Here is a 25,984-nt window from a genome sequence, read left to right as displayed (position 1 = left end):
TCAAAAAACGGGGTTTAATTCAGAAGTAAGAAGGCTGTAAGCCTTTATTTTATTGATAAATTTTATTTGTGAATGTGCCTAAAAAACAAAAAAGCCTTTAAATCGTATGATTTAAAGGCTTTTAGCTTAAAATGAATTTTAAAATGTGGAGTCGGAGAGAATCGAACTCTCGTCCAAACAAGCAATCGAAGAGCTTTCTACGCGTTTAGTTTCTGTTTCGATTTTCGACAAAAAGCAAGACCAGAAACAGCCACTCTTTGCTTAGCTTTATCAATGTCAGAAAGGATTTAAAGCTTTACCTTTCCTAGGTTTACTTTTACGGTTCACCTAAATCAAACTCCATAAACCAAGGATGTTGAGGTGAATCTAGCTTTCCAACCTTGTTGGAACTAGGCAAATCTTACTATAATTCAGATTAAGCAGCTAAAGCGTAATTATTTTCGCCGTTTGTGTGTTTGTACGATTATTATTTACGAGCCAAAAGTACAATGCTCGACGTGCTTACTTCTCAATTCCACTCGCTGTCAAAACCAGTCGACCCCAAATGAAGTTAGAATTTAGAAATCAGAATTTAGAAATTACTTCTTTCTTTTTGTTCTGTTTATCTTTCATCTAAAACTGTGCCAAAATTACACTATTTTTTCCATTAAAAAAAAGTTGTTTTTAGAAATCTATAAAGTTATATTTGTAACATTATTGGAAAAACTTAATATAAAAATAACAAATGAAATTAGGAATTATTAAGGAGCGTAAGAATCCACCAGATAGACGAGTGGTTTTTTCTCCAGATGAGTTAGTTAATTTAAAAAATCAATTTCCAGATACAAATATAAAAATAGAATCTTCAGATATTAGAATTTTTCCAGATGCTAAATACATAGAAAAGGGATTTGAGGTAACAGATGATGTTTCTGATTGTGATGTATTATTGGGCGTTAAAGAAGTTCCAATAAACGCTTTGATTCCTAATAAAAATTATTTTTTCTTCTCTCACACCATAAAGAAACAACCTTATAATAGAACCCTTTTAAAAGCTGTATTAGATAAAAATATAACGTTATATGATCATGAAACCATTGTTGATTCCAAGAATAGTAGGCTTATAGGTTTTGGTCGTTATGCAGGAATAGTTGGTGCTTACAATGGTATAAGAGCCTTTGGAATTAAATTTGACTTGTTCAATTTAGCTAAAGCTGAAACATTACCAGATCAAAAAACTTTAATTGAAAGATTAAAACGTAATCATTTGCCCTATATTAAAATTGTCTTAACTGGAAGTGGTAAAGTTGCGCATGGTGCAAAAGAAATGCTTGATGCCATGAAAATTAAACAAGTTTCTGTGGAAAATTATTTAGCTAAAAAATATACGGAACCTGTTTATACCTTTATTGATGCTCTAGATTATAATAAAAGAAAGGACGGACAACTATTGGGTAAAAAAGATTTTTATACGAATCCTACCGAATATGAGTCTGATTTTGAAAAATTTGCAGAAGTTTCTGATATTTTTATAGCAGGTCATTTTCATGGCAATAATGCTCCTACTATTTTATCGAAGGAGATGCTTCGTTCTTCTAAATGTAGTTTAAAAGTAGTAGCTGATGTGTCTTGTGATATTGATGGACCAATTGCTTGCACTTTAAGACCAAGTACTATTGCAGATCCTGTTTATGGATATTTACCTAGTGAACACAAGGAAGTTTCATTATCTCATCCTGCTGCAATTTGGGTTATGGCTGTAGATAATTTGCCTTGTGAACTTCCTAAAGATGCTAGCGAAGGTTTTGGAGAAATGTTTTTGCAACATGTAATTCCAGCTTTTTATAATAATGATGCTGATGGTCTTTTGGCTAGAGCCAAAATAACCGAAAATGGTAAACTGACACCTCGTTTTGCCTATTTGCAAGATTATGTAGATGATAAAGAATAAACTTTTATAATTCTTAAATTATTTAATCCTGATATAAATCAGGATTTTTTGTTTTAAAAGCGCTAGTGTTATGCTATATTTGATTCTAAAATAGAATGATGAAAATTAAACACGTTTACTTTGTTTTAATATTTTTTTGTTCATTTAGAGGCTTTACTCAAGATATTTTGCCATTTGTTGAGAATTTCTCTAAAGCAAACTATAATGGAGACAATCAAGTGTGGAGTGTTACTCAAGGAAATGATGATGCCATGTATTTTGCGAATAATCGTTTTTTGCTTCGGTATAATGGAGTAACTTGGGAAAAATACACATTGCCAAATAAAACAATAATTAGAGCAGTATTCTCAGATGAGGATAAAATATACACAGGCTCCTACAATGAATTAGGATATTGGAAAAGGGTAGCTGGGAAAATGGTCTATTATTCTTTATCTAAAGAGAAGAATCTATTTAAAGGAAAGCTAATTAATGAGGAAATTTGGAAAATTTTTAAGTTTAAAGATAAAATATATTTTCAATCATTCAATGAATTATTCGTTTTTGACGGTAAAACAATAAAAAATCTTAATATTCCATACCAAATTTCTTATTGTTTTATTGTGGAAGATATTTTATATGTAGCGACTGTTAATAAAGGAGTTTTTATATTAAAAAGTGAAAAATTTATTCCACAATCTAATTGGAAAGATTTAGAAAACAAGATTATTCATTCTATTGAAAAGCAAAATGATATAACCTATTTTTTTACTAGAAAGAATGGTGTTTATATTAGTGAGAATACTATTTTGAAACCATGGAATAATAATCCTTTAAATGATTTATTAAAGAATGAAATAATTAATACTGCTCGTTTTATTGATAAGAATAGACTAGCAATAGGAACTGCTTTTAAAGGTATATATATAGTTAATCTAACGGATTATTCTTTTATAAATATTAACAGAAATAATTCTTTTTTAAATAATTCGGTATTAAGTATCGGTTTTGATAAAGAAAATGATTTATGGTTAGGTATGGATAATGGAATCTCGCATATTGAAATTAATTCTCCCTATTCCATTTTTTCAGATAATACGGGTATTTTAGGATCTGTATATAGTGTTTCAAAAACAAATGACGGGTATATATTAGGAACTAATCATGGGGTGTTTAATTATGAAAATAAGGAGATAGAATTTATAAAAGGTTCGCAAGGTCAAGTATGGCAAATAGATAAAATAAATAACAAGTACATAATAGGTCATAATGAAGGAACCTTTTGTTATGAATCTAATAAAATTGAAAAGATAAACCATATAAACGGAGGTTGGAAACTACTAAAAAACAATAATTCCGCACATTATTTTCAAGCAAATTATTCAGGAATTGTTGTTTATGAAAATGATGATTTTAAAAAATACAAAAGGATTGAAGGCTTAACTAAACCAATTAAAAACATAGCTCAAAACAAAAATAATGAGTTATGGGCTGTTGATAATTATAAAAGTTTGTATAGAATTGAATTTGATACTGCTTTTAGAGCAACAAAGATTGATAATATTACACAGCTTAATGGCATTGAAAATGATTACAATGTTAAGCTTTTTACTTTTAAAAACGAGATGTTATTCTATATTGATAATAATTGGTACAAGTTTAATGCTATAACAAATAAATTAGAAGATTCTCAGCTATTCAATTCTAAATTCAAAAATATTTCAGATATAATACCAATTGATGATTCTAAATTTTTAGTAATCCAATCCGGAGTTTTTTATTTAATTGAATATAATAATAACAACTTCTATTGGAAACTTTTGCCTAAAAAATATTATCAAGGAAAGATTATAAATGAAGATACTAAGGTTATTAAATTTGAAGATAAGCTTATTATAAATTTAGATGACGGTTTTTTTTCTTACACACCTGGAAAACTTGATGAGGTTGATTATACTGTTACTGTAGAAGGGTTTTACAAAGATGAATTAATTACTGAAAAGACTAAGATTAAGTTCAATCAATCCATAGAATTACAAGTTATAGTTCCTTTTTATGGATACAATAAAAAAAATCTTTTTTATAAGATAAACGAAAGTCAAGAATTTTTACCTATAATTGATGGAACTATTTTACTTAATAATCTAAATAGTGGACCACAACAAGTAGATATTTATTCATTAAAAGAAGATAATTATAAAAAAATAAAGAGCTATTCTTTTACTATATTAAAGCCTTGGTATTTTTCGTTTTGGATGATAGTTGTTTACCTATTAGTTGTTTCTGGAGCCTTATTTTTATACTATAAATGGAATAAAATAAGATATATAGAAAAAATAAAATTAAAAGAAGAAGAATTAAGGCATCAAAAACAAATATTGCAATTAGAAATGGATGCTGAAAACCGTTTAAAAATGCAAGAGTATGAGAAACATATTCTTGAGATTCAAGTCCAAACTAAAGCATCTGAAGTTGCTGGTAAATCATTGTCCATTGCTAAACAGACAGAAATGATTGAGAGTATTCAAAATATTTTAGATTCTGAAAGCAATATTAATGTGGTGAAATCTCAGATTAGTAAAGTTATAAAAATTAATTCACTCAATAAAAATGAATGGAAATCTTTTGAGAATAATTTACTAAAAAGTAACGAAGATTTTGTTCAAATACTTACTTCAAAGTTTACAAACTTAACAGCAAAAGATATTAAGCTTTGTATTTACCTAAAAATGAATTTATCTTCTAAAGAGATAGCTCCTTTATTGAATATTAGTTATAGAGGTGTAGAATTACATCGCTATAGATTGCGTAAAAAACTCAAATTAGACACAACAGTAAATCTTAATTTGTTTATGAATAATTTAAAATAAGTAGTGTTTTTTTTTAAATGAGACATTTTTTTAATACTTTTTTTTAATTATCATTATGCATCATTTCTACATCATTTTGTTTTATGCTTGTTGTATTATCTTTGTTTGATATTAATATTAATTATTTGATTAACAATTGTTTATATTTTAAAATTATTGTTTTGATGTAGTAATGTAGTATTTGTATTTAGCTTAATTATAACGTTATAGTTCGTACTTTAGTCTGAAATAACCTTAACAATATCTAAACAAAATGAGAAAAAATCTATTAATCATTACAATGCTCATTTTGCCTTTACTAATTTATTCACAAAATTTAATTAAAGGTAAGATTACAGATGAATTTGGGAATTCCATGCTAGGAGTTACCATTCATTCTATTAGCTCCAATAAATATTCAACATCTGATTTTGATGGGAATTTTGAAATTGAAGCTCAAATTGGAGAAGAAATTTCATTTACGATGGTTGGAATGAAAGAGCTTGTTGTAGTGGCAAAAAATCCATTAAATGTAATAATGCAGGAAGACATAACACAATTGGAAAGTGTAGTTATGATTGGTTATGGTGTAGCAAAGAAAAGAGATCTTACTGGTTCTATAGTTAGTATTAAAGGCGAAGAAGTTGCTGATAAGCCTAATAACAATGTTTTAAGTTCTTTGCAAGGTAAAGTAGCTGGTTTAACAGTTGTAAATAGTGGACAACCTGGACAAGAACCAGATGTGCGGATTAGAGGGACAATTAGTTTGTATCAAACTAAACCCTTGTATGTAATTGATGGAATTTTTTCTGAAACAATGGATTTTGTCAATCCTAATGATGTTAATTCTATTGAAGTTTTAAAAGACCCTTCCTCTTTATCAGTATTTGGAGCTAGAGGAGCAAATGGAGTAATTCTAGTAACTACAAAAAGAGCTAGAAGTGGAGAAACACAAATTAATTACAATTCTACTGTTGGATTTAAAAATATTACAGGAAAACCAGATATGACAAATGGAGAAGAATTTAAGTATTTGTATGATATGCAGAGAGCGAATCAAAGTGCTTCTCCATATCCTTATTATAATTTGTACAACGCTAATACAGATTGGGTTGATGAAATAGCTAATGATAATGCATTATTTTATAATCATAATATTTCTTTTAATAATGCTACTGATAAAAATTCTTTTTATGCTGGATTCGGTTATTCAAGCGAGGAAGGTTTGATAAAAAATGAATTATATAAAAAATTTACAGCTACTCTAAATGATGAATTACAAGTTACAGATTTTTTAAAAATGGGCGTAAATGTTACTTTTTTAGATGCACGATTACCCAGATTAGGAGGTTTTAATAATGCATTAAATACAACTCCACTTGTTGAGCCATTTAATAGCGAGTTAGGTGTTTATAATCAGTTGCCTTCTGATATGGGAGCCGCACAATTAGGTAATGCAGTACTGGAAATTGAAGGTAAGAAAGGAACACAATTGAATAGAGATACTAAAATAGTAGGTAACGTATTTGCTGAGTTTACTTTTTTGAGAAATTTTAAATTTAAGGGCTCTTACATGGCCAATTTGGATTTTAATAGAGGAAGAGGATATTTACCAGTATTTAATGTTTATGCGGCAGAAACGGATGAATTTACTCCTTATTCTGGAAATGTATTAACGAAGGTAAATCAATATACCAATTATAAACAAAATTTACAGCAGGATTATACTTTGACTTATCAAAAAGAATTTGGTCAACATAATATCACCCTTTTAATAGGGAATACAAGATATGATGAATACTTTTCTGCCATGAGTGGAACGGTTTCACAATATGCACCTAGTTATAATGATGAGGGAATAGATACAAATCAAATTCCAAATAATCCTAGGTGGTGGTATTTAAATGTATTTCCTTATGGAGATCCAGAAACGAGATTTTCTAATTCTAGTCAATGGGATAGAGCTACGATGTCTTATTTAGGACGTATTTTATATAATTATGATGGTAAATATATTTTAAATGCTTCTTTCAGAAATGATGATTCGTCAGAATTAAGAAAAGCACAAAATTTTTGGGCTGTTGGTGCTGCATGGGAAATTTCGAAAGAAGGTTTTTTTAATAGTAAGTTTATTAATTTCTTAAAATTAAAAGGTTCTATGGGAGAACAAGGGAATCAGTTTACCTCTTTAAATTACCCCACATATCCCTTGTATGTTCCTGGACAAAGTGCTGTTTTTGGAGAAGATTTAGTGCCAGCCTATATTTTAGCTTTTAGGGTTAATCCTAATCTAGTATGGGAGACTGTTTTATCAAAAGAAGTGGGTTTTGAGCTAGCTGCATTTGATAATAGACTTTCTTTTGAAGCAAATTATTATAATAAAGCCACAAAGAATCTTTTAAATTTTGTGGATAGAGATGATAGATTTTATTTTAATTCTGGAGAAATAATAAATAAAGGGTTGGAATTTGTGGTGTCTTGGAAAAATAAAGTGAGAGATGGTTTTGATTATTCAGTATCTGCAAATTTGACAACGATAAATAATGAAGTTGTAAGTTTATTTGATGAGAATTATGAAATAATTAATGGACCCAATAAGACTTATGCAGGAAATCCTGTCGCGAGTTTTTATGGTTACGAGGTAGAAGGTGTCTATCAATCTTATGCAGATATTTTAAACTCACCTATTAGTACTGTGGGAGATTATACCGTAGGAGATTTGAAATATAGAGATGTAAATGGAGACGGACAAATTACACCAGCGGATAGAACTACAATTGGTAATCCCACTCCTGATTTTACCTATGGTTTTTCAGGAAACGTTACCTATAATAAATGGAGTTTTGGAATTGATTTTCAAGGTGTTTATGGGAATGAAGTATTTAGAGCATGGGGAAATGGTTCTTCTTTTGCTCAATTTAATTATAGGTCAGACCGTTTGGGAGCTTGGACTGGACCAGGAACTTCAAATTGGGAGCCAAGAGTTTATGATGGTTCTGGCTATAATAGATTAAATTCCTCCTATATGGTTGAAGATGGAAGTTATTTAAGATTACGCAATGTACAAATTGCCTATAATTTTGATTCGGAATTTTTACATAAAATGAGTATTAAAAACCTTAAAATATTCATTAATGCTCAAAATATAGTGACTTGGAAAAACAATTCTGGTTTTACACCTGAATTTGGTGGTGGGCCTACTAGTTTTGGTGTAGATAATGGTTCCTATCCAGTGCCTGCTATTACTACACTTGGTTTAAATGTTACATTTTAAAAAAAGGATTATGAAAAAAAATAATATTTTAAAAATATCAGTTTTAGCTATACTTTTTGCTTTGGTAATTACTTCTTGTGATGATGATTTTTTAGATAGGAAGCCATTAGGAGTTGCTGCTCAGGGAGATTTAGGTGCAGGTGGCTTTGAGGAATCTGCTTTTGGTTTGTATGGTAAATTAAGAACTGAAGCAGGAATAACAGATTTTTCTAGAGTATGGTTTGAAAGCGTCCGTTCTGATGATGCTGCAAAAGGGAGTACAGTTACTGATGCCGCTTCACTAGGAAATATTTTTGAATCTTTTAATTATGATGCTGCTGAAGGATGGATTACTAGAGGAAACTGGCAAGGCCATTATAGGTTAATTTATGCTTGTAATGATTTATTGGTTGCCATTGAAGAATCAGGTTTGAGTGATGAAGGAACTTTAATTAATAAATCTGAAGCGTTAGTAATAAGAGCTTTTGCCTATTTTGATTTGAGAAGAGATTTTGGTGAAGTCCCTCTAATTTTACATAAAGTTGTAAGTCCTATTGATGAAATTGCTCCAAAATCGACAATAGCTGAAGTGGATGCACAAATAATTGAAGATCTAACTTTTGCAAAAGAATATTTGCCAATGAATTGGGCTAGTTATCCTGGAAGAGCAACAAAAGGTTTTGCACAAACTTTATTAGGAAAACTTTATTTATACCAACAAAATTGGTCTGCGGCGGCTAACGAATTAGCAGCAGTACTTAGTTATGGATATGTATTACATAATGATTTTGCAACTCTTTTTTTGCAAGAGGGAGATAATTCTTCTGAATCTATATTTGAAATTCAATTTTTGCGATTAGCGGGTGTAAATTATTCCAATAATTATTGGGAATCACAAGGCGTTCGTGGTTCTGGGTCTTGGGATTTAGGCTGGGGTTTTAATGTACCTACGCAAGGCTTGGTCGATGCTTTTGAAGTAGGTGACCCTCGGAAAGAAGCTACTATTTTATTTTCGGGTCAAACAGATGGTCATGGTTTAATGGTTCCAACTAGTCCTCCTTTAGCACAACCCTATTGGAATAAAAAAGCGTATTCATTGCCAAGTGAAAGAACTGCCTATTCAGAAAATAAAAATCATTGGGCAAATATTAAAATTCTAAGATATGCAGATGTATTGCTAATGTATGCAGAAGCTTTAAATGAATCAGGACAATCTTCTTTAGCAGTTGATTATATAAATCTAGTGAGAGCAAGAGCAAGAGGAGTGAATGCTTCAGTTTTACCAGACATAATTGCTACCGATCAAGCTTCTGTGAGAAATGCCATTAAACAGGAAAGAAGAGTTGAATTTGCTATGGAAGGAGAACGATTTTATGACTTAGTTCGTTGGGGTGATGCTATAGCAGTTTTAGGCCCATTAGGTTATCAAACTAAAAATGCCTTGTATCCTATTCCTCAATATGCAATAGATCAATCTGGAGGAGTTTTAATACAAAATCCAAACTATTAATAAATAACAGTAAGCAATAGATTTTTAGCTTCTATTTCTAAATAAAATATTTCACTATGAAAACAACACTAATAATCATTTCTTTAAGAAAAGTGAGTTTATTTATATTCACATTATTTTTATTTGTGGGATGCCAAAATATGAATGAACCAACAGTTGGGGATTATCCAATTGATGAAAATCCAGCTGGTGGACCTTTAAAATTTTATGTTCCTTTTGATTTTCAAAAAGAAAGTAATCTTTTTAATGCAGTAGATGTGATTAGAGCCAAATATCCTACAGAAAATGGATTTAATCAAGTTGAAGGAGTTTCAGGTAAAGCATTTTATGGAGTTACAGATGCAAAAATCCAATATGCAAAACCAAACGATTGGGCTTCGACGGTAGGTAGTTTTACTGTTGCTTTTTGGGAAAAGCATGATGGTCAAACAATGAATGGTGGAAATCCAGGTGCTGAACATATTTTTAGTATACCTTCTTCAAATGGACATTGGTCCAGTGGAACTATGTTTTTAATATTTGATCAATATTCTTCTTCTACTACAGCAACAGCTATTAAATTTGTAGCCATTGATGCAGATATGACAGACAATTGGTTTACTTGGGAAAATGCTGAATCCATAGAAGGTGTTTTGGATAATCAATGGCATCATTTTGCTTTCGTTTATGATGAAAATACTTCGGGCTTAATCCTGTATATTGATGGAATTAATAGGGGAACCAAAACATGGGGAACACATGGGGCTATAACTCTTGATGATTCTAAAGTTTCGTCTTTTAGAATTGGTAATGGTCCACAATCTCAAAACGCTAACGGTGATAATTGGCTTTATTCTAATTGGAAAGGTGCTTTAGATCAATTTAGATTATATAATATCGCTTTAACACAAAATGAAGTGCAAGAATTGTATACAAATAATCAATAATTATTTAGAAGCGAACTTATTTAAAACCTGAAGATATTATTTTATTATGAAATTACTTGAGCTTATAGTTATATATATATTATTTTCCTCAGTAGGTTGTACTGAAAATCCTTCCAATTCGAAAGCACCTGAGGTTGAAAATCCAACATTAACAAATGACGAACTAATGTCTCAAGTTCAAAAAGATGCTTTCAAGTATTTTTGGAATTATGCAGAAGTAAATTCAAAATTAGCTAGAGAACGTTACCACACAGATGATAGTTCTTTTGAATCTAACAAAGTGACTACTGGAGGTTCAGGTTTTGGATTAATGACCATACTTGTAGGAATTGATAGAAATTTTGTTTCTCGTTCAGAAGCTGTCTCTCGATTGACAACTGCATTGAATTTTCTTGAAAATGCTGATCGATTTCACGGTGCTTGGCCTCATTGGTTAGATGGCAATACAGGAAATGTAATCCCATTTGGAACTGTTGATAATGGTGGTGATTTAGTAGAAACTTCATTTTTATGTCAAGGTTTTTTATGTATTAGAGAATATTTTAAAAATGGTAATTCTGAGGAACAAGCTTTAGCTCAAAAAGCAGACGATTTATGGAAAGGAGTAGAATGGGATTGGTATACAAGAGGCGAAAATGCTTTATATTGGCATTGGTCTCCAAGTTATGGATGGCAAATGAATTTTAAACTAGAAGGTTATAATGAATGTTTAATAACCTATATTATGGCTGTGGCTTCACCAACTCACCCTATTTCTCCTTATGCATATCATGAAGCATGGGTAAGAAATGGAGCAATTGTTACTTCAGGAACAAAATATAATATCCCTCTTATTTTTAATCATAATGGAGCATCAGGAAATGTAGGACCTATGTTTTGGGCTCACTACTCTTATTTAGGATTAGATCCAAGAGGATTAACCGACCAGTATGCAAATTATTGGGATTTAAATAAAAATCATACAGATATTATTTATACTTATTGTGTTAACAATCCTCAAGGATGGACTGGTTATAATGATAAATGTTGGGGTTTAACAGCAAGTTATACAAGAAATACTGATGGCACAACAGGTTATACTGCACATCAACCTAATAATGATAAAGGAGTTATAAGTCCAACAGCTGCTTTATCCTCATTTCCCTATTCACCTACAGAATCCATGCGTTTTTTACGTTACTTATATGAAGAAAAAAAGGATCAATATGTAGGAATAGCAGGTCCGTATGATGCTTTTTCACCTCAATTTAATTGGGTTACACCAAGATATTTAGCTATTGATCAAGGAACGATTGCACCAATGATTGAAAATCACCGAACAGGTTTATTGTGGAATTTATTTATGCAAGCTCCAGAAATTAAATCTGGATTGCAAGCTTTGGGTTTTACATCAACACAACACGGATTTTAACATGAATAAACATTTATTTTTAATGCTTATATTTTCGAGCTTGCATTTATTTGCTCAAGATAGTAAAGGCTCTTTTAAAACAGAAATAAAGCAAAATATTAGTTATCAATATGCTTTACATAAACCAAATGGGAATAATAAAAAACCACTCCTTGTTTTTCTACATGGATCTGGTGAAAAAGGTTCAGATATTGAAAAGGTCAAAGTTTATGGTCCTTTTAAATATTTAAAAGCGAATGATTTAGATGCCTATGTGTTAGCTCCTCAGTGTCCCGAAAATACTTATTGGGAATCAGAATCTTTATATCAATTAATTCTGAAAATCTGTAAAGAGAATAAGAATATTGATACTAATCGAATTTATTTGACAGGATTAAGTATGGGAGCTTGGGGAGCGTGGAATTTAGCTTTTACGCATCCAGATATGTTTGCAGCACTTGTACCAATTGCAGGTTTTGTAGATAGAATTCCCATGATTGAAAATTGCAAAATTAAGAATATACCTACGCGAATTTTTCATGGTTTAGTAGATGATGTAGTTTCAGTAAATTATTCTATTGAAATTTATAAAAAATTAAAACCTTGTAGTGTTGATCTTGAATTGACCATTTTTGACGATGCTAATCATGATAGCTGGTCTAGGGTTTATGATAATGAACAAATTTATAATTGGATGTTCCAACAATCAAAAAAATAAGAAATGAATTTTAAATACCTCACAACTCTTTTATTTGTTAGTCTATTTTTTAGTTGTACACAAAATAAAGAAGTAGAAAATTTAGAAAAATCTAAAAAGGTTTTTATTGATGAATTGTTATCAAAAATGACCTTAGAAGAAAAAATTGGACAGTTAAATTTGCCAAGTCTTGGCGATTTTACAACTGGTCAGGCTACAAATTCTAATATTGGAAAAAAAATTGAACAAGGTTTAGTAGGTGGTTTATTTAATATTAAATCGGTAGCCAAAATTAAAGAAGTTCAAAGAGTAGCTGTTGAAAAGAGTCGTTTAAAAATCCCATTGCTTTTTGGAATGGATGTGGTACATGGTTATGAAACAACGTTTCCAATTCCTCTAGGAACTTCTTGTTCGTGGGATATGGATTTGATAAAAAATATGGCTAAAATGGCGGCTAAAGAAGCAAGTGCAGATGGTATTTGTTGGACTTTTTCACCCATGGTCGATATTAGTCGTGATCCAAGATGGGGAAGAGTTGCAGAAAGTGGAGGAGAGGATTCCTATTTAGGGAGTCAAATTTCAAGAGCTATGGTTCAAGGATACCAAGGTAATACTCTTGCAGACAAGCAAACTATAATGTCTTGTGTAAAACATTTTGCATTATATGGTGCTCCAGAAGCAGGTAGAGATTATAATACTGTAGATATGAGTAGAGGAAGAATGTTTAACGATTACTTTCCTCCTTATAAAGCTGCGGTCGATGCTGGTGTAGGTTCTATTATGGCTTCTTTTAATGAAATTGAAGGTATTCCTGCCACTGGAAATAAATGGTTAATGACTGATATTCTTAGAGATAAATGGAAATTTAACGGTTTTGTTGTTACAGATTATACAGGTGTAAATGAAATGATAGACCATGGAATGGGTGATTTGCAAACGGTATCTGCTTTGGCATTGAATGCAGGAATTGATATGGATATGGTAGGTGAAGGTTTTTTAACTACTTTGAAAAAATCAATTGATGAAAATAAAGTTTCAATCAATCAATTAGATGCTGCTGTACGTCGCATTTTGGAAGCTAAATATGATTTAGGATTATTTGATGATCCCTATAAATATTGTGATGAACAAAGAGCAAAGACAGAAATTTTTACTCCAGAAAACAGAGCTTTTGCTCAAAAAGTAGCTACAGAGTCATTTGTATTATTAAAAAATGACAATCAAGTTTTACCTTTAAAAACTACTCAGAAAGTGGCTTTAGTGGGTCCTTTAGCTGATGCCAAAGAAAATATGCCTGGAACTTGGAGTGTAGCAACAGATTTTTCCAAAGCAATTTCCCTAAAAACCACTTTATCAGAAAAATTGGGAAGCAATTTATTGTATGCCAAAGGAAGTAATTTAGATTATAATCAAGAATTTGAAAAGAGAGTTGGTGTTTTTGGAAAATCAATAAATAGGGATGGAAAAACTGATGATGTACTTAATAATGAAGCAATAGCAATTGCAAAAAAGTCAGACATAATTCTTTTTGCAATTGGTGAATCTGCCGAGATGAGTGGAGAATCGAGTAGTAGAAGTAATATTGAAATTCCACAAGCTCAAAAGGATTTATTGAAAAAATTAAAAGCATTAAATAAGCCAATTGTTTTGGTATTATTTACAGGAAGACCATTAGCTCTTACAGAAGAATCACAATTAGCAGATGCAATTTTAAATGTGTGGTTTCCAGGAACTGAAGCTGGTCCAGCTATTACTGAAGTTTTATATGGAGCTGTAAATCCTTCTGGAAAGCTTTCTATGACTTTTCCTAGAAATGTAGGACAAGTGCCCATTTATTACAGTCATAAAAATACAGGACGTCCTTTAAGTGATGAAAAAAGGGAGAAGTGTGAGTTTGAAAAATTTCGTTCCAATTATTTAGATGTTTGTAACACACCTTTATTTCCATTTGGTTATGGATTAAGTTACACTACTTTTGAATATTCATCAGTAAAAATTTCTACCACTAAGTTGTCAAGAAAAGAAAGCTTGGAAGTTACAGTTGATGTAACTAACACTGGTGATTTTGATGGAAAAGAAGTAGTTCAATTATATATAAGAGATTTGGTAGGTTCAGTTACTAGACCAGTAAAAGAATTAAAAGGTTTTCAAAAAGTATTCCTTAAAAAAGGAGAAGTAAAGACTGTCAAATTTATAATTACGGAAGAAGATTTAAAGTTTTATGATTTTAATTTAGATTTTGTAGCCGAATCAGGAAAATTTGAGGTTTTTATAGGTACTAATTCCGATACCAGAAACAAGATTTTATTTGAGTTAATTTAAGTTAAATTGTTTTTAGTTAATTTTAAAGAGGCTGTCCGAAGGGTTTGGAAACCTATCATTCTGTTCGCCTAGGCGAATCAGAATCTTATATGATTGGTTTTTAATGTTATTTAGAATCTGAAACAAGTTCAGATTGACAAAAAATATACTTTTCGGACAGTCTCTTTTTTAAAAGATTGTCTAGTTATGAAAAGATCCAATTTCATTTTTGGTTTCATATTATTTTTTACCTCATTAGGTTTTTCTCAACAAAAAACATATTGCAATCCTATTAATGTAGATTATGGGTATTGTCCTATTCCTAATATGATTACTCAAGGTAAGCATAGAGCAACTGCTGACCCAGTTATCGTTAACTTTAAAGGAAAATACTTTTTATTTTCTACTAATCAATGGGGTTATTGGTGGAGCGATAATATGCTAAATTGGAATTTTGTATTTCGCAAATTTTTAAAACCAGATGCTAAAGTTTATGATGAATTATGTGCACCAGCTGCTTTTGTGATGAAAGATGAAATGTATTTAATTGGTTCAACTCATGGACCTTATTTTTCACTTTATAAAACGAAGGATGGTACTACAGATGATTGGGAAGTAGCTGTGGAAGACTTTAAAGTTGGAGCTTGGGATCCAGGTTTTTTATATGATGAAGAGAAAGATAAACTTTATTTATATTGGGGATCAAGTAACGAATTCCCTATTTTAGGAACAGAAATTAATACAAAAACATTACAATCGGAAGGATATGTAAAGCCCATGATATCTTTGCACCCTGAAGATCATGGTTGGGAGCGTTTTGGTGAGTATAACGACAATACTTTTTTACAACCTTTTATGGAAGGTGCTTGGATGACAAAATATAACAATAAGTATTACTTGCAATATGGTGCACCAGCAACTGAATTTAGTGGTTACGCAGATGGTGTTTACACCAGCAAAAATCCATTGGATGCATTTGCATATCAATCGCATAATCCTTTTTCATATAAACCTGGAGGTTTTGCTCGTGGAGCAGGTCACGGAGCAACTTATCAAGATAATTTTGGAAATTGGTGGCACGTTTCTACTGTTATTTTAGGGCAAAAGAATAACTTTGAAAGAAGAATTGGTATTTGGCCTGCTGGTTTTGATAAAGATGATGTAATGTATTGTAATACGGCTTTTGGTGATTATCCCACGTTTTTACCAGAATTTGCAAAAGGAAAAGATTTTACTAAAGGATTATTTTCAGGATGGATGTTGTTAAATTATAACAAACCAGTACAAGTTTCATCCACTTTAGGTGGTTTTCAGCCTAATTTTGCTGTTGATGAGGACATGAAAACGTATTGGTCTGCTAAAAGTGGAAATAAAGGAGAATGGTTTCAAACTGATTTGGGAGAAATTTCAACTATTAATGCTATCCAAATTAATTATGCCGATCAAGATACTGAATTTATGGGAAAAAGTTTAAATGTTTTTCATCAATATAAAATAATAATGTCTAATGATGGAAAAAAATGGACAACTTTAATTGATAAAAGCCAAAATAAAATTGATGTTCCTCATGATTATATAGAACTCGAAAAACCAGTAAAAGCTAGATTTCTTCGTTTAGAAAATATCAAAATGCCAACTGGAAAATTTGCGCTAAGTGGTTTTAGAGTTTTTGGAAAAGGAGTTGGAGAAAAACCTAAAGAAGTTGAAAATTTTATGGTTTTAAGAGCAGATAAGCATAAATTTGGAGAACGAAGAAGTTCATGGATGCGTTGGCAACAAAATAACGAAGCTGATGGCTATGTGATTTATTTTGGAAAATCTCCTGATAAATTATATGGAAGCATTATGGTATATGGTGTAAACGATTATTTTTTTACAGGAATGGATAGAACAGATGCTTATTATTTTCAAATTGAAGCCTTTAATAACAACGGAATTAGTGCTAGAACAGCAGTTATAAAAGTAGAGTAATATGAAACAATTTTTAAGTGTGTTTTTTCTTGTTTTTGCAATGAGTCTTTTTGCTCAAAATGATTTAAATGTAATGTCCTATAACATTCGATTAGGTTCTGCACAAGATGGAGAAAATAGTTGGGATTTGAGAAAAGAAAAACTAGTAGCCTTATTAGAGTATTATGAAGCTGATTTTATTGGTTTACAAGAAGTACAAAAATTTCAGTTGGATTATATTTTAGCTAATTTACCTGAATATAGCTCAATTGGTTTGCCAAGAGAAGAAGGAGAATGGGCAGAATATTCTTGTATTTTATATAGAAAAAAAAGTTTTGATGTAGTGGAGCAAAAAACACTTTGGCTTTCTGAAAATCCTGAAAAAATGACTAAAGGTTGGGATGCAGTGTGTTACAGAATAGTTACTTATGGGAGGTTTAAAAATAAAAATTCCAATAAAGAATACTGGATGGCAAATACGCATTTTGACCACCAAGGGTTACAAGCCAGAGAAAATTCGGCTAAGTTGATTGTTGATTTGTGTACCAACTTATTAAAAATTAAAACAATTCCTTTTATTCTAACAGGCGATTTTAATGCACCTAAAGAAGAGAAAACAATTTCAATTCTAAAAAACAATTTTTTTGACAGTTATGAAACTTCCCTTAAGAAACCTTATGGACCAAAAGGAACTTGGAATGCATTTCGTTTCCAAGAAGAAAGCAACGATCGAATTGATTATGTTTTTTATTCTAGAAAATCAAATTTAAAAGTAAATAAAATAGCTATAATTGACGATTTTTATGATTCCAAATATCCAAGTGATCATTTACCTGTATTAGTAAATTTTGAATAAAAGAAAACCTGATTTTTAAAATCAGGTTTTCTTGCTTTATTAGTCCCAAAGTGTACCATCTAACCCTAAAACCGTTCCTATCCAAAGGAAGAAGATAAAAACTAGAACACTAAAGAAAAATAAAAGCAAATTTAAAATTTTTGAATCGGTTTTCTTTAAATTAATCAAGTATAGAAAGACACCTCCAAATGAAGTTACCAATGGAGTAACTATAAGAGGTCTTACAAACCAATTTTTTCCCCAAGCAGGATTGGGTGTATCAACACTAAATACTAAAATTGAAATTAATACAAATGCTATAATTGCACCAGCAATCGCAAATTTTAAAACGTTTGATAATTTTATTGAATTCATATTATATTTTTTTAATTATTCCAATCAATTTTTCGTGAAAAATACATTATTGCTCCTAAAATTAAGAATAATCCAACACTTCCTACCAATAAAGCATAATTTTCTAATTGTATAATAACAAAGATAAAACTATACAAAACAATTAATGATGCACAAATAAACAATGGAAATTTCTTTTCTTTCAAGACCGAAATAGAATAGAGTAGAAGCATAATGATTACCGCACTTGCAGCAATTGCATAAGCAATAGTAAAACTAGAATGTTCAGTAATTGAAATTAATAAGGTATAAAACATAATTAAAGCCAAACCAATCATGGTATATTGAAAAATATGAATACTTTTTTTGCTGATGGTTTGTATCAAAAAGAAGATTAAAAAGGTTAACCCAATAACCAAAAAACCATATTTTGAAGCCCGTTCGTTCTGCTGATATTGGTCAACTGTTTCAATCAATTTTACACCATAAGAGTAATTTTTTAAATCTGGAATTTTGTTATCATATTGTTGAGAAAAAGGTCTATTAATATGTAGAATTTTCCAATCGGCATGAAAGTTTTCATTGGTTATCTCTTTAGTAGTATCGTTTGCTGCAAAACTACCTATAAAACTAGGTGAATCCCAATTAGCGTTGATGCTACTTACTGTAGTTTTTCCTACTGGTATGAATTGAATGCTATTACTTCCGTTATAGTTCATATTAAAATTAAAATCAATTTTTTCTCCAGATTTGTAAGTGAAAGTTTCAGTTTCTAGTGTACCAAAATAGTTGTCTTCATCTGCTTTAGATTCTAAACTGTAATTTTTTTTGTTAAGTACAATTTTTAAGTCGCTTTTAATACTCTTTAAATTGGTTGTTTTAACTAAAATTGTTGCTTTGTCCCAAAGAATATCTTCCGATTTAATATTTAATTTTTCAAATGCTACATCTTGAAATGATCCGCTGAATTTCATATTGGCTTTAAAAACAATAGGATTATATAAACCTCGTTTTATATCATCTACTTTTTCAACAGTAGTTTTGTTTTCTAAATCATTTGGAAAGAAATATGCATTTTGAATTGAAGCATTCTTCTGAATGATTGTCTCTCTACTTTTTTCATCAACAATGGCAGTTTCTGTATAAGTTTTGTACGGAATTTTAAGAATAGGACCATAAAAATGAATTTCACTTCCCCAAGATTCATTAACGTCAAAAACGACTTCATTCTTGCGTTCAGAACGTTCGCGAACAAGACTTTGAACTAGAGTAAGAGGAATTAATAAAAATAAAGTAAGCATACCAACCATAATCATTTTGGCTGTATTGCTTTGTAAAAAGGAAGGTTTTGGACCTTGAGTTGGATTTTGATGTTGAATAGGATTTTCCATGAGTTATATATTAAATTAATTAGATTGATTTATAATTTTCTAAAAACAATTTCTAAGTAGAACAGAGTAATAGGAATATTTAAGAGCAGTATAGCAATGTTTCCTAGTTGAAAAGCGTATTTTTTCTGATATATGAAAAGGTTATATAGCAAGTTTAAAAACAATATAGAATTTAGAAATAAGGCTATGAGGACATAATAAAAACCTATTACTACTAAATTATTTTCATTAGTTATTTTGTACGTTACTAAAATTAATGTTCCAATGAGAAATGAACTTAATGCTACTATTCTAGCCAATTTTCCATCGCTGATAATTTTGTCTTTATAATCTTCCATACATATTATTTTTAATTTGATAAGTGATATAAATAAAACTGCCATATAAAGCAGAAAACAAAATAGCTTCAATTGAAAGTAATGACTGAAAAGAATCGATAATTAATTGGAAAGGATTTGTAAGAATGTTCCAACTATTGAATCGTAGAAAACGACCTAAATAAATTCCGAAACCACTTAGTAAACAAATAATTGGAATACTAACTTTGATGATAGTATTGGAATGAAATAATGAGAAACAGTTTTTAAATTCTTGTATTGCTAATAATCCAAATAGAAATCCAAGGCTAGAAAATGAAAATAATAGTATTAAGTCAAACCAAAAGAAAGTTGGATTTCCTTTTTGTAGATGAACAAAATCAGTTAGAATATAGAACGAATTGGGTAAAAACAATAGCCAACTTAAAAAAAGGAGTACTCTGGTTTTTACATTTTCAAAAAGTCGAATTCTTTGTTTAGCAAATTGTAAAAGCAAGTAAGGAATAGCCGCAAGAAGCAAATTCCATACTAAGAAAAAATAAAAGATAGAATGAGTTAATTTAGCACGACAAAGCAATAAAATTCCACAATAAATAGATAGGCTTAAAAGTAAACTATTTGTTTTTTTATTTGATAGATAAGTGTTTATTATAGACTGCATATTATATGATATTAAAAGTTTTTCTAATAGTTTTTACAGGAATAGTTAGCATTTTTTGAAAATCTAAATCATAGAATTGATGTGCTTTTTTACCTTTGTCATATTGATTCAAATAATAGTGAAATTGTCTAGGGTAGAATAAAAAACCAGTTGTAACGACCATAAATAAGTATAAACTTCGTTTTCCATTGCCCAATAAATAATATTGCATTCCTATTTCTTCTACAACAGAAACACCCGTATTAGTAAGTACATGAAATACATCATGATCTTCTAATTTTTCTTGGATTTCAAAATTGTAACGCAATAAGAAACTACCTAGATGAAATCCTAGTGATTGTTCTGGTAATTCAATTAATTCTTGACTTGTTGTCTTCCAAGGCTCGTTTTTCTTAAACCATTTCTGATATGGCTTTTTACTGATTTCGTACATTTTTTCGATGATTTTATCTTTCATAATTATTTTTAAAGTACTTTGAATTTCAAAGTAAATGAATAAAAAAATAGAGTTACGTATTTGATATTAATTTTTCAAGAGCTTCAATATGTTCCTGAAATGCTTTTTTTCCTTCTTTTGTGGCTATATATTTAGTATTAGGCTTTCTTCCTATAAATTGTTTTTCAACAGTAATATAATTTTCATTTTCTAAGGCTTTGGCATGGCTAGCTAAATTACCATCTGTAACTCCTAATAATTCTTTTAAAGTAGAAAAATCTGCATCTTCATTCACCATTAAAATCGACATGATACCCAAACGAATTCGGTGATCAAAGGCTTTGTTAATATTTTGAATGATATTTTTCACAAACTGTTTTTAAATTATTTTAATTTTTGGGCCAATAAATTTTGGTTTAACCTTAAAAAGAATGTCGATAAATACCTTTGTTCTAGCAAAATATTCTCTAATTTTTACTTTAATTCCGTATTTATTTGGTACATCTTTAGCATTATAAGCAATAGCATTAATTCCATTTTTTCTTGCTAAATATAATGCTCTTTCGTTATGAAATTGCTGCGAAATTAGAGTAAAATTATTTAAGCCAAAAACCAGTTTTGCTCTTACCACAGAATCTAATGTTCTGAAACCAGCATAATCCAAAAATATTTTATTTTCAGGAATTCCTTTGCTAATTAATTCATTTTTAAAATCGGTTGGTTCATCATAATCTTCCTTACTATTATCACCACTTATAAGAATGCATTCAATTTTGTTATTTTTATACAATTCTACAGTTGCATCAATTCTATATTTAAAGTATAAGTTAACCGTTCCATTTTTTAAATATTTAGATGTTCCAAGTACTAAACCCACTTTGTTTTTCTGTATCAAATTTAAATCGGAAAACACTTTATTTTGTACACTTCTCTTAATTGAATTGTTGGCAACACAAATAAAAAATACAATAAAAACAGAAAGAGGAAATAGGTATTTCATATATGTACTTTTTTAAATTTTTTCTTTACTCTATTCTCTATTCTCTATTCTCTTCTTTAATAATTATCAAAAACGGTTATTACTAATTCCGAATCATATAATTGTGATGGAGCAACCACATCTTCTTCATAAGGAATTTTTGCTCCATAACGTTTTTTCATTATACTTTGAACAACTGGATGTTTTAAATTGAAATCTTTTAGTTTTTTGGTTGGACATAATTCTATGTCAGCACCTTCTTTGTATATTTTCCAAACTAGTTCTGAACAATATATTTTATCATTAGACCATTCGAAATACAAATCATAATTTTTATTATTCAATGTTTTTCCATAGGATTTCATTTTTTCTAAAACTGACTTTGTTAAAACTTTATCAGCGTTTTTCAAACGTTTTATTACATATTTACTTTCTTTTCCATGCTGAATCCATTCATTTAATAAAGTCATTTTTACAGGTTGAACTGCTTCATAAACATAGGTTTTACCATTTTCAATAAAGATAATTCCACAATGAGAAAAATTCGAATTGGTAGCAATTCTTACCGCTTCACACTGTTCCGATTCTGAAGTTTGGAAAATTATATCACCATCTTTAAAACTACTTTGAGTTTTCTTATTACTTATTTTAAATGAAGTATCAACTTCGTTTGACAAATACAATAATGAAATTGTCAAAAAAGCTATAATTGTAAATAGTGTATATTTCTTTTTCATTTTCTAAATTCTAATTTTTTCTATCGTATTTATAATGCATAATACTACCATATAAAATGTGACACAATCCAAAGCCAATTACCCAAAAATACAACCCATATCCTGAGAATTCAACAGCGATTAATCCTAATATAATTTGAGTAATTCCTAAATAACGTACATCTCGTAAGGTATATTTACTTGCATTCAAACAGGCTAAACCATAGAATAATAAGGTTACTGGAGCAATAAGTCCATAATACTTGTTTTTTAATAATAAGACAGCAAAAATGCCTCCCGTTATTAAAGGCAACGCAAAATTTATTAAAACTCTTTTAGAGGCTGGATTCCAAATTTTTTCCCCTAGTTTTTTAGCTTTTTTTGCAGTAAGAATGTAAGCTGTTCCAACTGAAAGGACTAATACAATAAAAGCTGTTAGTAAAATTAATTTAAAAGTTTTGCTTTCCAATGTAATATAACGACCATAATGATTCACAATTAGGTAATTTACATAAGCAGCACCTAATAAAGCATAGATTCCTGCTAAAATTCCAGATAAACCACTCAAAGATATAAACTGAGTAGATTTGCTCATCATTTCTTTAATATCTTGAATGTCTTTTAAATATTTACTTGCTTCCATTTTAAAGTACTTTGAAATACAAAGTAAATAATAATTTTACTATAAACCAAAACTTATTTTGTTAAAAAAAATGGTTTTATGAATTCTCTTACTGAAAATTAAAATAATTGCGATATTTTTAAGGTTTAATTTTATAATTCATTTATAATGCGAATTTCTATAGTTTTAATACTGTTTTTATTGGTTAGTTTTTCAGTAACAGCACAATCTGAAGATGAAAAAATGTTAAGAAATATTTATAACGAGGCTTTAACACATTCAAAATGTTATTCTTGGTTAGATCATTTGTCAAATACTATTGGTTCAAGATTATCTGGTTCAAAATCGGCTGAAAAGGCTGTAAATTATACAAAAGTTGAATTAGAAAAATTAGGCTTAGATAGAGTATTTCTTCAGGAAGTGATAGTGCCACATTGGGTTAGAGGAGAAAAAGAACAAGCTTACATTGAAAATAATGGAAAGAAAATTGAAGTTCCAATTTGTGCATTGGGTAGTTCGGTGGCAACCCCAAAGAAAGGTTTGAAAGCATCTGTAATTGAGGTTCTAGGAATTGATGAAATGATTGCATTGGGTTCAGAAAAAATAAAAGGTAAAATAGTTTTTTTTAATAGACCTATGACACCCATTCATATTGAAACTTTTAAAGCTTATGGAGGTTGTATTGATCAACGCTCTTCGGGTGCTAGAGAAGCGGCAAAATTAGGAGCAGTAGGTGTAATTATACGTTCTATGAATTTACGCTTAGATGATTATCCGCATACAGGGAATACTAATTATGGAGATTTACCTAGAGAAAAATATATTCCCGCAGCAGCTATTAGTACAAATGGGGCAAATTTATTGAGTGAAAAATTAAAAGAAAATGCGTCTTTAGAATTTTATTTTAAGCTTTCTTGTGAAACTTTTCCAGATGTTTTATCTTACAATGTAGTGGGAGAAATTAAAGGAAGTGAAAATCCAGATAAAATAATGGTTATAGGAGGTCATCTAGATTCATGGGATTTAGGAGATGGTTCTCAAGATGATGGTGCTGGAGTGGTTCAAAGCATGGAAATTCTATCTATTTTTAAAACTTTAAAATATAAACCTAAAAATACACTTAGAGTTGTCTTATTTATGAATGAAGAAAATGGAAATAGAGGAGGACATAAATATGCTGAATTAGCTACTACTAATAATGAAAATCATATTTTTGCTTTAGAAAGCGATGCTGGTGGTTTTTCTCCAAGAGGATTCTCATTAGAAGCAGATGAAGCTAATTTTTTAAAAATAACCAGTTGGAAAAATTTGTTTGAACCCTATTTCATCCACCGTTTTGTAGAAGGACATACAGGTGTTGACATTGGTCCATTACAGTCAAAACATATAGTTAAAGCTGGATTGCAACCAGATTCACAGCGTTATTTTGATTATCACCATGCTGCTAATGATATTTTTGACTCAGTTAATAAAAGGGAATTAGAATTAGGAGCAGCAACTATGGCATCTTTAGTGTATTTGGTGGATAAATATGGAATTGATTAATGAAACCAGCTGAAGAATACATAGTTAGACAATTACCAGAATATCAAGAGATATTATTTTATTTGACTGGAGTAGTGGAACAAGAATTTCCTAATGTTGATTTATTGTACAAATGGAAGCTTCCATTCTTCTATTTTAGTGGAAGGCCTGTTATTTATTTTAATGTAAATGCTAAAAAGAAATATGTTGATGTTGGTTTTTTTTATGGAAGTAAAATGAAACAGAATATGCATTATTTTATAGTAGAAAACAGAACAGTAGTAAAGTTATTGCGCTATTATGAAATGGATACCATTCCAGACTATATTTTGAGAGAAGCTATAAGAGAAGTAAAAGAATTGTATAAATAAAAAAAAGCACTCTTTATAAAGGAGTGCTTTGGCTGTTATTTTGTTATTTTAATTTAGATTCTAAAAATTCCTCCAAGAGCAATAGTTCTTTGGAAAAACCAAAAATCTTGTGATGCTTTATCAATAGGATCTTTTGTAGTTCTAATATCATTCATATTTATGTAGCCACCTTTCAATTCTGCTTGGATAAAAAAGTATTTAAAAAAGGTGATATTTAGACCAGCTTTTGCAGATAATCCATATCCAGAAATATGGAAATCATCATGTCTTTCTTTCTCTAATAAAGTAGCGTTTGTTTTTGGATATAAAAAACCACCACCAAGACCTTCAGTTATATTAATTTGAAATTTATCGGTATTAGGCAATCCAATGTATTTTGAAATATCATCAACTCTAGAAACCTCAGTGCTAATATAATTTAATCCATCAGTGTGTTCAAATAACAAAAAATCTTCTGTTAAAGTTAATTGATCATTTGTTGGGTTTTCATCATAACTACCTGCATTTGGATAATAACCAGAATAATTTACTCTTTTATTATTATTCATTACATATTTCATGTGATCAAGACCAATTGAAATATTGTAATGATCATTGATGAAATAACCAATTCTAAAATTTGTTTGAGGAATTGTCATTCTAGCTGGATTAACATAATCAAGATTCCAACCTTTTGGCTTATCATGTGCTTCTACATCATAAATGGTAAAATTGTAATCGGATCCTTTAAAATTAATATCAGATTTTGAGTATGTTTCTCTATTTCCACCCCAAAAGATATAAAATTTTCCTTTGTTGTGAGCGGTGTATTTTTCAGGCGTTTCAACTGTCTCTTGGGAAAGGGCGTACTGTGAAAAAACACAAAAAGTTAGTACAACCATTAAAAATGATTGTTTTTTCATTAGTAATAAAAAAAATGAGAATTAAAATTGGTTAATAGTCTTTCTAATAGCAATAAATTACTTTATCATTAAGTTTTACACTCAATCTAAA

Annotated in this window: 22 protein-coding genes and 1 other RNA gene; 12 read left to right on the top strand and 11 right to left on the bottom strand. The window is 29.8% G+C overall.

The window, feature by feature from the left end; all coding sequences use genetic code 11:
* Positions 1 to 143 precede the first annotated feature (143 nt).
* Positions 144 to 542, bottom strand: a transfer-messenger RNA (tmRNA) gene (gene ssrA / locus ACULEV_RS10115).
* Between the two features lie 182 nt (positions 543 to 724).
* Here ssrA and ACULEV_RS10110 point away from each other — a divergent pair.
* The 10 genes from ACULEV_RS10110 (at position 725) to ACULEV_RS10065 (ending at position 17,641) form a co-directional block, all read left to right on the top strand.
* The gene (locus tag ACULEV_RS10110) at positions 725 to 1,930 is read left to right on the top strand and encodes an NAD(P)-dependent oxidoreductase (protein ID WP_445454933.1); all 1,206 of its coding nucleotides are present in this window, start codon (positions 725 to 727) and stop codon (positions 1,928 to 1,930) included.
* Between the two features lie 95 nt (positions 1,931 to 2,025).
* Positions 2,026 to 4,779 carry a histidine kinase gene (locus tag ACULEV_RS10105; RefSeq protein ID WP_445454932.1) on the top strand — a complete coding sequence of 918 codons (2,754 nt, stop codon included), beginning with the start codon at positions 2,026 to 2,028 and terminating at the stop codon, positions 4,777 to 4,779.
* A gap of 253 nt (positions 4,780 to 5,032) precedes the next feature.
* Positions 5,033 to 8,032, top strand: coding sequence for a SusC/RagA family TonB-linked outer membrane protein (locus ACULEV_RS10100; RefSeq protein WP_445454931.1), 3,000 nt, complete (start codon positions 5,033 to 5,035; stop codon positions 8,030 to 8,032).
* Between the two features lie 10 nt (positions 8,033 to 8,042).
* On the top strand, positions 8,043 to 9,521 hold the full coding sequence (locus ACULEV_RS10095) for a RagB/SusD family nutrient uptake outer membrane protein (protein ID WP_445454930.1): 1,479 nt from the start codon (positions 8,043 to 8,045) through the stop codon (positions 9,519 to 9,521).
* A gap of 56 nt (positions 9,522 to 9,577) precedes the next feature.
* Positions 9,578 to 10,447 carry a LamG domain-containing protein gene (locus ACULEV_RS10090; protein ID WP_445454929.1) on the top strand — a complete coding sequence of 290 codons (870 nt, stop codon included), beginning with the start codon at positions 9,578 to 9,580 and terminating at the stop codon, positions 10,445 to 10,447.
* A 46-nt stretch (positions 10,448 to 10,493) separates the two neighbouring features.
* Complete coding sequence (locus tag ACULEV_RS10085; protein WP_445454928.1) at positions 10,494 to 11,858, top strand: glucoamylase family protein; 1,365 nt, start codon at positions 10,494 to 10,496, stop codon at positions 11,856 to 11,858.
* A 22-nt stretch (positions 11,859 to 11,880) separates the two neighbouring features.
* The gene (locus ACULEV_RS10080; RefSeq protein ID WP_445454927.1) at positions 11,881 to 12,555 is read left to right on the top strand and encodes a carboxylesterase family protein; all 675 of its coding nucleotides are present in this window, start codon (positions 11,881 to 11,883) and stop codon (positions 12,553 to 12,555) included.
* Between the two features lie 3 nt (positions 12,556 to 12,558).
* A complete protein-coding gene (gene bglX / locus ACULEV_RS10075) occupies positions 12,559 to 14,856 on the top strand; it encodes a beta-glucosidase BglX (RefSeq protein ID WP_445454926.1) in 2,298 nt (765 codons plus the stop codon).
* Between the two features lie 186 nt (positions 14,857 to 15,042).
* Positions 15,043 to 16,806: a discoidin domain-containing protein gene (locus tag ACULEV_RS10070; protein WP_445454925.1), complete on the top strand. Its 1,764-nt coding sequence runs from the start codon at positions 15,043 to 15,045 to the stop codon at positions 16,804 to 16,806.
* Position 16,807: 1 nt separating this feature from the next.
* A complete protein-coding gene (locus tag ACULEV_RS10065) occupies positions 16,808 to 17,641 on the top strand; it encodes an endonuclease/exonuclease/phosphatase family protein (RefSeq protein WP_445454924.1) in 834 nt (277 codons plus the stop codon).
* 39 nt (positions 17,642 to 17,680) lie between these two features.
* On the opposite strand, the gene ACULEV_RS10060 is transcribed toward ACULEV_RS10065, so the two are convergent.
* Genes ACULEV_RS10060 through ACULEV_RS10020 form a run of 9 tightly spaced genes read right to left on the bottom strand, consistent with a single transcriptional unit; the run spans position 17,681 to position 23,117 of the window.
* A complete protein-coding gene (locus tag ACULEV_RS10060; protein ID WP_445454923.1) occupies positions 17,681 to 17,995 on the bottom strand; it encodes a potassium transporter KefB in 315 nt (104 codons plus the stop codon).
* A gap of 11 nt (positions 17,996 to 18,006) precedes the next feature.
* A complete protein-coding gene (gene creD, locus ACULEV_RS10055; protein WP_445454922.1) occupies positions 18,007 to 19,365 on the bottom strand; it encodes a cell envelope integrity protein CreD in 1,359 nt (452 codons plus the stop codon).
* 29 nt (positions 19,366 to 19,394) lie between these two features.
* Complete coding sequence (locus ACULEV_RS10050; protein ID WP_445454921.1) at positions 19,395 to 19,703, bottom strand: hypothetical protein; 309 nt, start codon at positions 19,701 to 19,703, stop codon at positions 19,395 to 19,397.
* Positions 19,690 to 20,343: a DUF1361 domain-containing protein gene (locus tag ACULEV_RS10045; protein WP_445454920.1), complete on the bottom strand. Its 654-nt coding sequence runs from the start codon at positions 20,341 to 20,343 to the stop codon at positions 19,690 to 19,692. The genes ACULEV_RS10050 and ACULEV_RS10045 overlap by 14 nt, the downstream gene beginning before the upstream one ends.
* A 1-nt stretch (position 20,344) precedes the next feature.
* A complete protein-coding gene (locus ACULEV_RS10040; RefSeq protein WP_445454919.1) occupies positions 20,345 to 20,800 on the bottom strand; it encodes a hypothetical protein in 456 nt (151 codons plus the stop codon).
* 52 nt (positions 20,801 to 20,852) lie between these two features.
* A complete protein-coding gene (locus ACULEV_RS10035) occupies positions 20,853 to 21,149 on the bottom strand; it encodes a winged helix-turn-helix domain-containing protein (RefSeq protein WP_140958964.1) in 297 nt (98 codons plus the stop codon).
* 9 nt (positions 21,150 to 21,158) lie between these two features.
* Positions 21,159 to 21,779, bottom strand: a complete 621-nt coding sequence (locus tag ACULEV_RS10030) for a SanA/YdcF family protein (RefSeq protein WP_445454918.1) — start codon at positions 21,777 to 21,779, stop codon at positions 21,159 to 21,161.
* Positions 21,780 to 21,835: 56 nt separating this feature from the next.
* Complete coding sequence (locus ACULEV_RS10025) at positions 21,836 to 22,495, bottom strand: YiiX family permuted papain-like enzyme (protein WP_445454917.1); 660 nt, start codon at positions 22,493 to 22,495, stop codon at positions 21,836 to 21,838.
* A 10-nt stretch (positions 22,496 to 22,505) separates the two neighbouring features.
* Positions 22,506 to 23,117 (bottom strand): hypothetical protein, encoded by a 612-nt coding sequence (locus ACULEV_RS10020; RefSeq protein WP_445454916.1) that lies wholly within the window; start codon positions 23,115 to 23,117, stop codon positions 22,506 to 22,508.
* A gap of 147 nt (positions 23,118 to 23,264) precedes the next feature.
* Between ACULEV_RS10020 and ACULEV_RS10015 the strand changes: the two genes are divergently transcribed.
* Complete coding sequence (locus tag ACULEV_RS10015) at positions 23,265 to 24,641, top strand: M28 family peptidase (RefSeq protein WP_445454915.1); 1,377 nt, start codon at positions 23,265 to 23,267, stop codon at positions 24,639 to 24,641.
* Positions 24,641 to 24,991, top strand: coding sequence for a DUF1801 domain-containing protein (locus ACULEV_RS10010; RefSeq protein WP_445454914.1), 351 nt, complete (start codon positions 24,641 to 24,643; stop codon positions 24,989 to 24,991). The genes ACULEV_RS10015 and ACULEV_RS10010 overlap by 1 nt, the downstream gene beginning before the upstream one ends.
* 53 nt (positions 24,992 to 25,044) lie before the next feature.
* On the opposite strand, the gene ACULEV_RS10005 is transcribed toward ACULEV_RS10010, so the two are convergent.
* Entirely contained in the window at positions 25,045 to 25,893 is an 849-nt protein-coding gene (locus ACULEV_RS10005) for a hypothetical protein (protein WP_445454913.1), read from the bottom strand.
* Positions 25,894 to 25,984 lie beyond the last annotated feature (91 nt).

The organism is Flavobacterium sp. HNIBRBA15423 (assembly GCF_052655965.1).
This window is presented reverse-complemented; position numbering and strand designations above follow the sequence as displayed.

What these genes read in the sequence shown, in the direction of transcription:
- ACULEV_RS10065 (WP_445454924.1), top strand. Translation starts at nt 16,808, where the DNA reads ATGAAACAATTTTTAAGTGTGTTTTTTCTTGTTTTTGCAATGAGTCTT.
- ACULEV_RS10025 (WP_445454917.1), bottom strand. Translation starts at nt 22,495, where the DNA reads ATGAAAAAGAAATATACACTATTTACAATTATAGCTTTTTTGACAATT.
- ACULEV_RS10095 (WP_445454930.1), top strand. Translation starts at nt 8,043, where the DNA reads ATGAAAAAAAATAATATTTTAAAAATATCAGTTTTAGCTATACTTTTT.
- ACULEV_RS10070 (WP_445454925.1), top strand. Translation starts at nt 15,043, where the DNA reads ATGAAAAGATCCAATTTCATTTTTGGTTTCATATTATTTTTTACCTCA.
- ACULEV_RS10090 (WP_445454929.1), top strand. Translation starts at nt 9,578, where the DNA reads ATGAAAACAACACTAATAATCATTTCTTTAAGAAAAGTGAGTTTATTT.
- creD (WP_445454922.1), bottom strand. Translation starts at nt 19,365, where the DNA reads ATGGAAAATCCTATTCAACATCAAAATCCAACTCAAGGTCCAAAACCT.
- ACULEV_RS10030 (WP_445454918.1), bottom strand. Translation starts at nt 21,779, where the DNA reads ATGAAATACCTATTTCCTCTTTCTGTTTTTATTGTATTTTTTATTTGT.
- ACULEV_RS10110 (WP_445454933.1), top strand. Translation starts at nt 725, where the DNA reads ATGAAATTAGGAATTATTAAGGAGCGTAAGAATCCACCAGATAGACGA.
- ACULEV_RS10080 (WP_445454927.1), top strand. Translation starts at nt 11,881, where the DNA reads ATGCTTATATTTTCGAGCTTGCATTTATTTGCTCAAGATAGTAAAGGC.
- ACULEV_RS10100 (WP_445454931.1), top strand. Translation starts at nt 5,033, where the DNA reads ATGAGAAAAAATCTATTAATCATTACAATGCTCATTTTGCCTTTACTA.
- ACULEV_RS10005 (WP_445454913.1), bottom strand. Translation starts at nt 25,893, where the DNA reads ATGAAAAAACAATCATTTTTAATGGTTGTACTAACTTTTTGTGTTTTT.
- ACULEV_RS10045 (WP_445454920.1), bottom strand. Translation starts at nt 20,343, where the DNA reads ATGCAGTCTATAATAAACACTTATCTATCAAATAAAAAAACAAATAGT.
- ACULEV_RS10020 (WP_445454916.1), bottom strand. Translation starts at nt 23,117, where the DNA reads ATGGAAGCAAGTAAATATTTAAAAGACATTCAAGATATTAAAGAAATG.
- ACULEV_RS10040 (WP_445454919.1), bottom strand. Translation starts at nt 20,800, where the DNA reads ATGAAAGATAAAATCATCGAAAAAATGTACGAAATCAGTAAAAAGCCA.
- ACULEV_RS10060 (WP_445454923.1), bottom strand. Translation starts at nt 17,995, where the DNA reads ATGAATTCAATAAAATTATCAAACGTTTTAAAATTTGCGATTGCTGGT.
- ACULEV_RS10105 (WP_445454932.1), top strand. Translation starts at nt 2,026, where the DNA reads ATGATGAAAATTAAACACGTTTACTTTGTTTTAATATTTTTTTGTTCA.
- ACULEV_RS10010 (WP_445454914.1), top strand. Translation starts at nt 24,641, where the DNA reads ATGAAACCAGCTGAAGAATACATAGTTAGACAATTACCAGAATATCAA.
- ACULEV_RS10085 (WP_445454928.1), top strand. Translation starts at nt 10,494, where the DNA reads ATGAAATTACTTGAGCTTATAGTTATATATATATTATTTTCCTCAGTA.
- ACULEV_RS10050 (WP_445454921.1), bottom strand. Translation starts at nt 19,703, where the DNA reads ATGGAAGATTATAAAGACAAAATTATCAGCGATGGAAAATTGGCTAGA.
- bglX (WP_445454926.1), top strand. Translation starts at nt 12,559, where the DNA reads ATGAATTTTAAATACCTCACAACTCTTTTATTTGTTAGTCTATTTTTT.
- ACULEV_RS10015 (WP_445454915.1), top strand. Translation starts at nt 23,265, where the DNA reads ATGCGAATTTCTATAGTTTTAATACTGTTTTTATTGGTTAGTTTTTCA.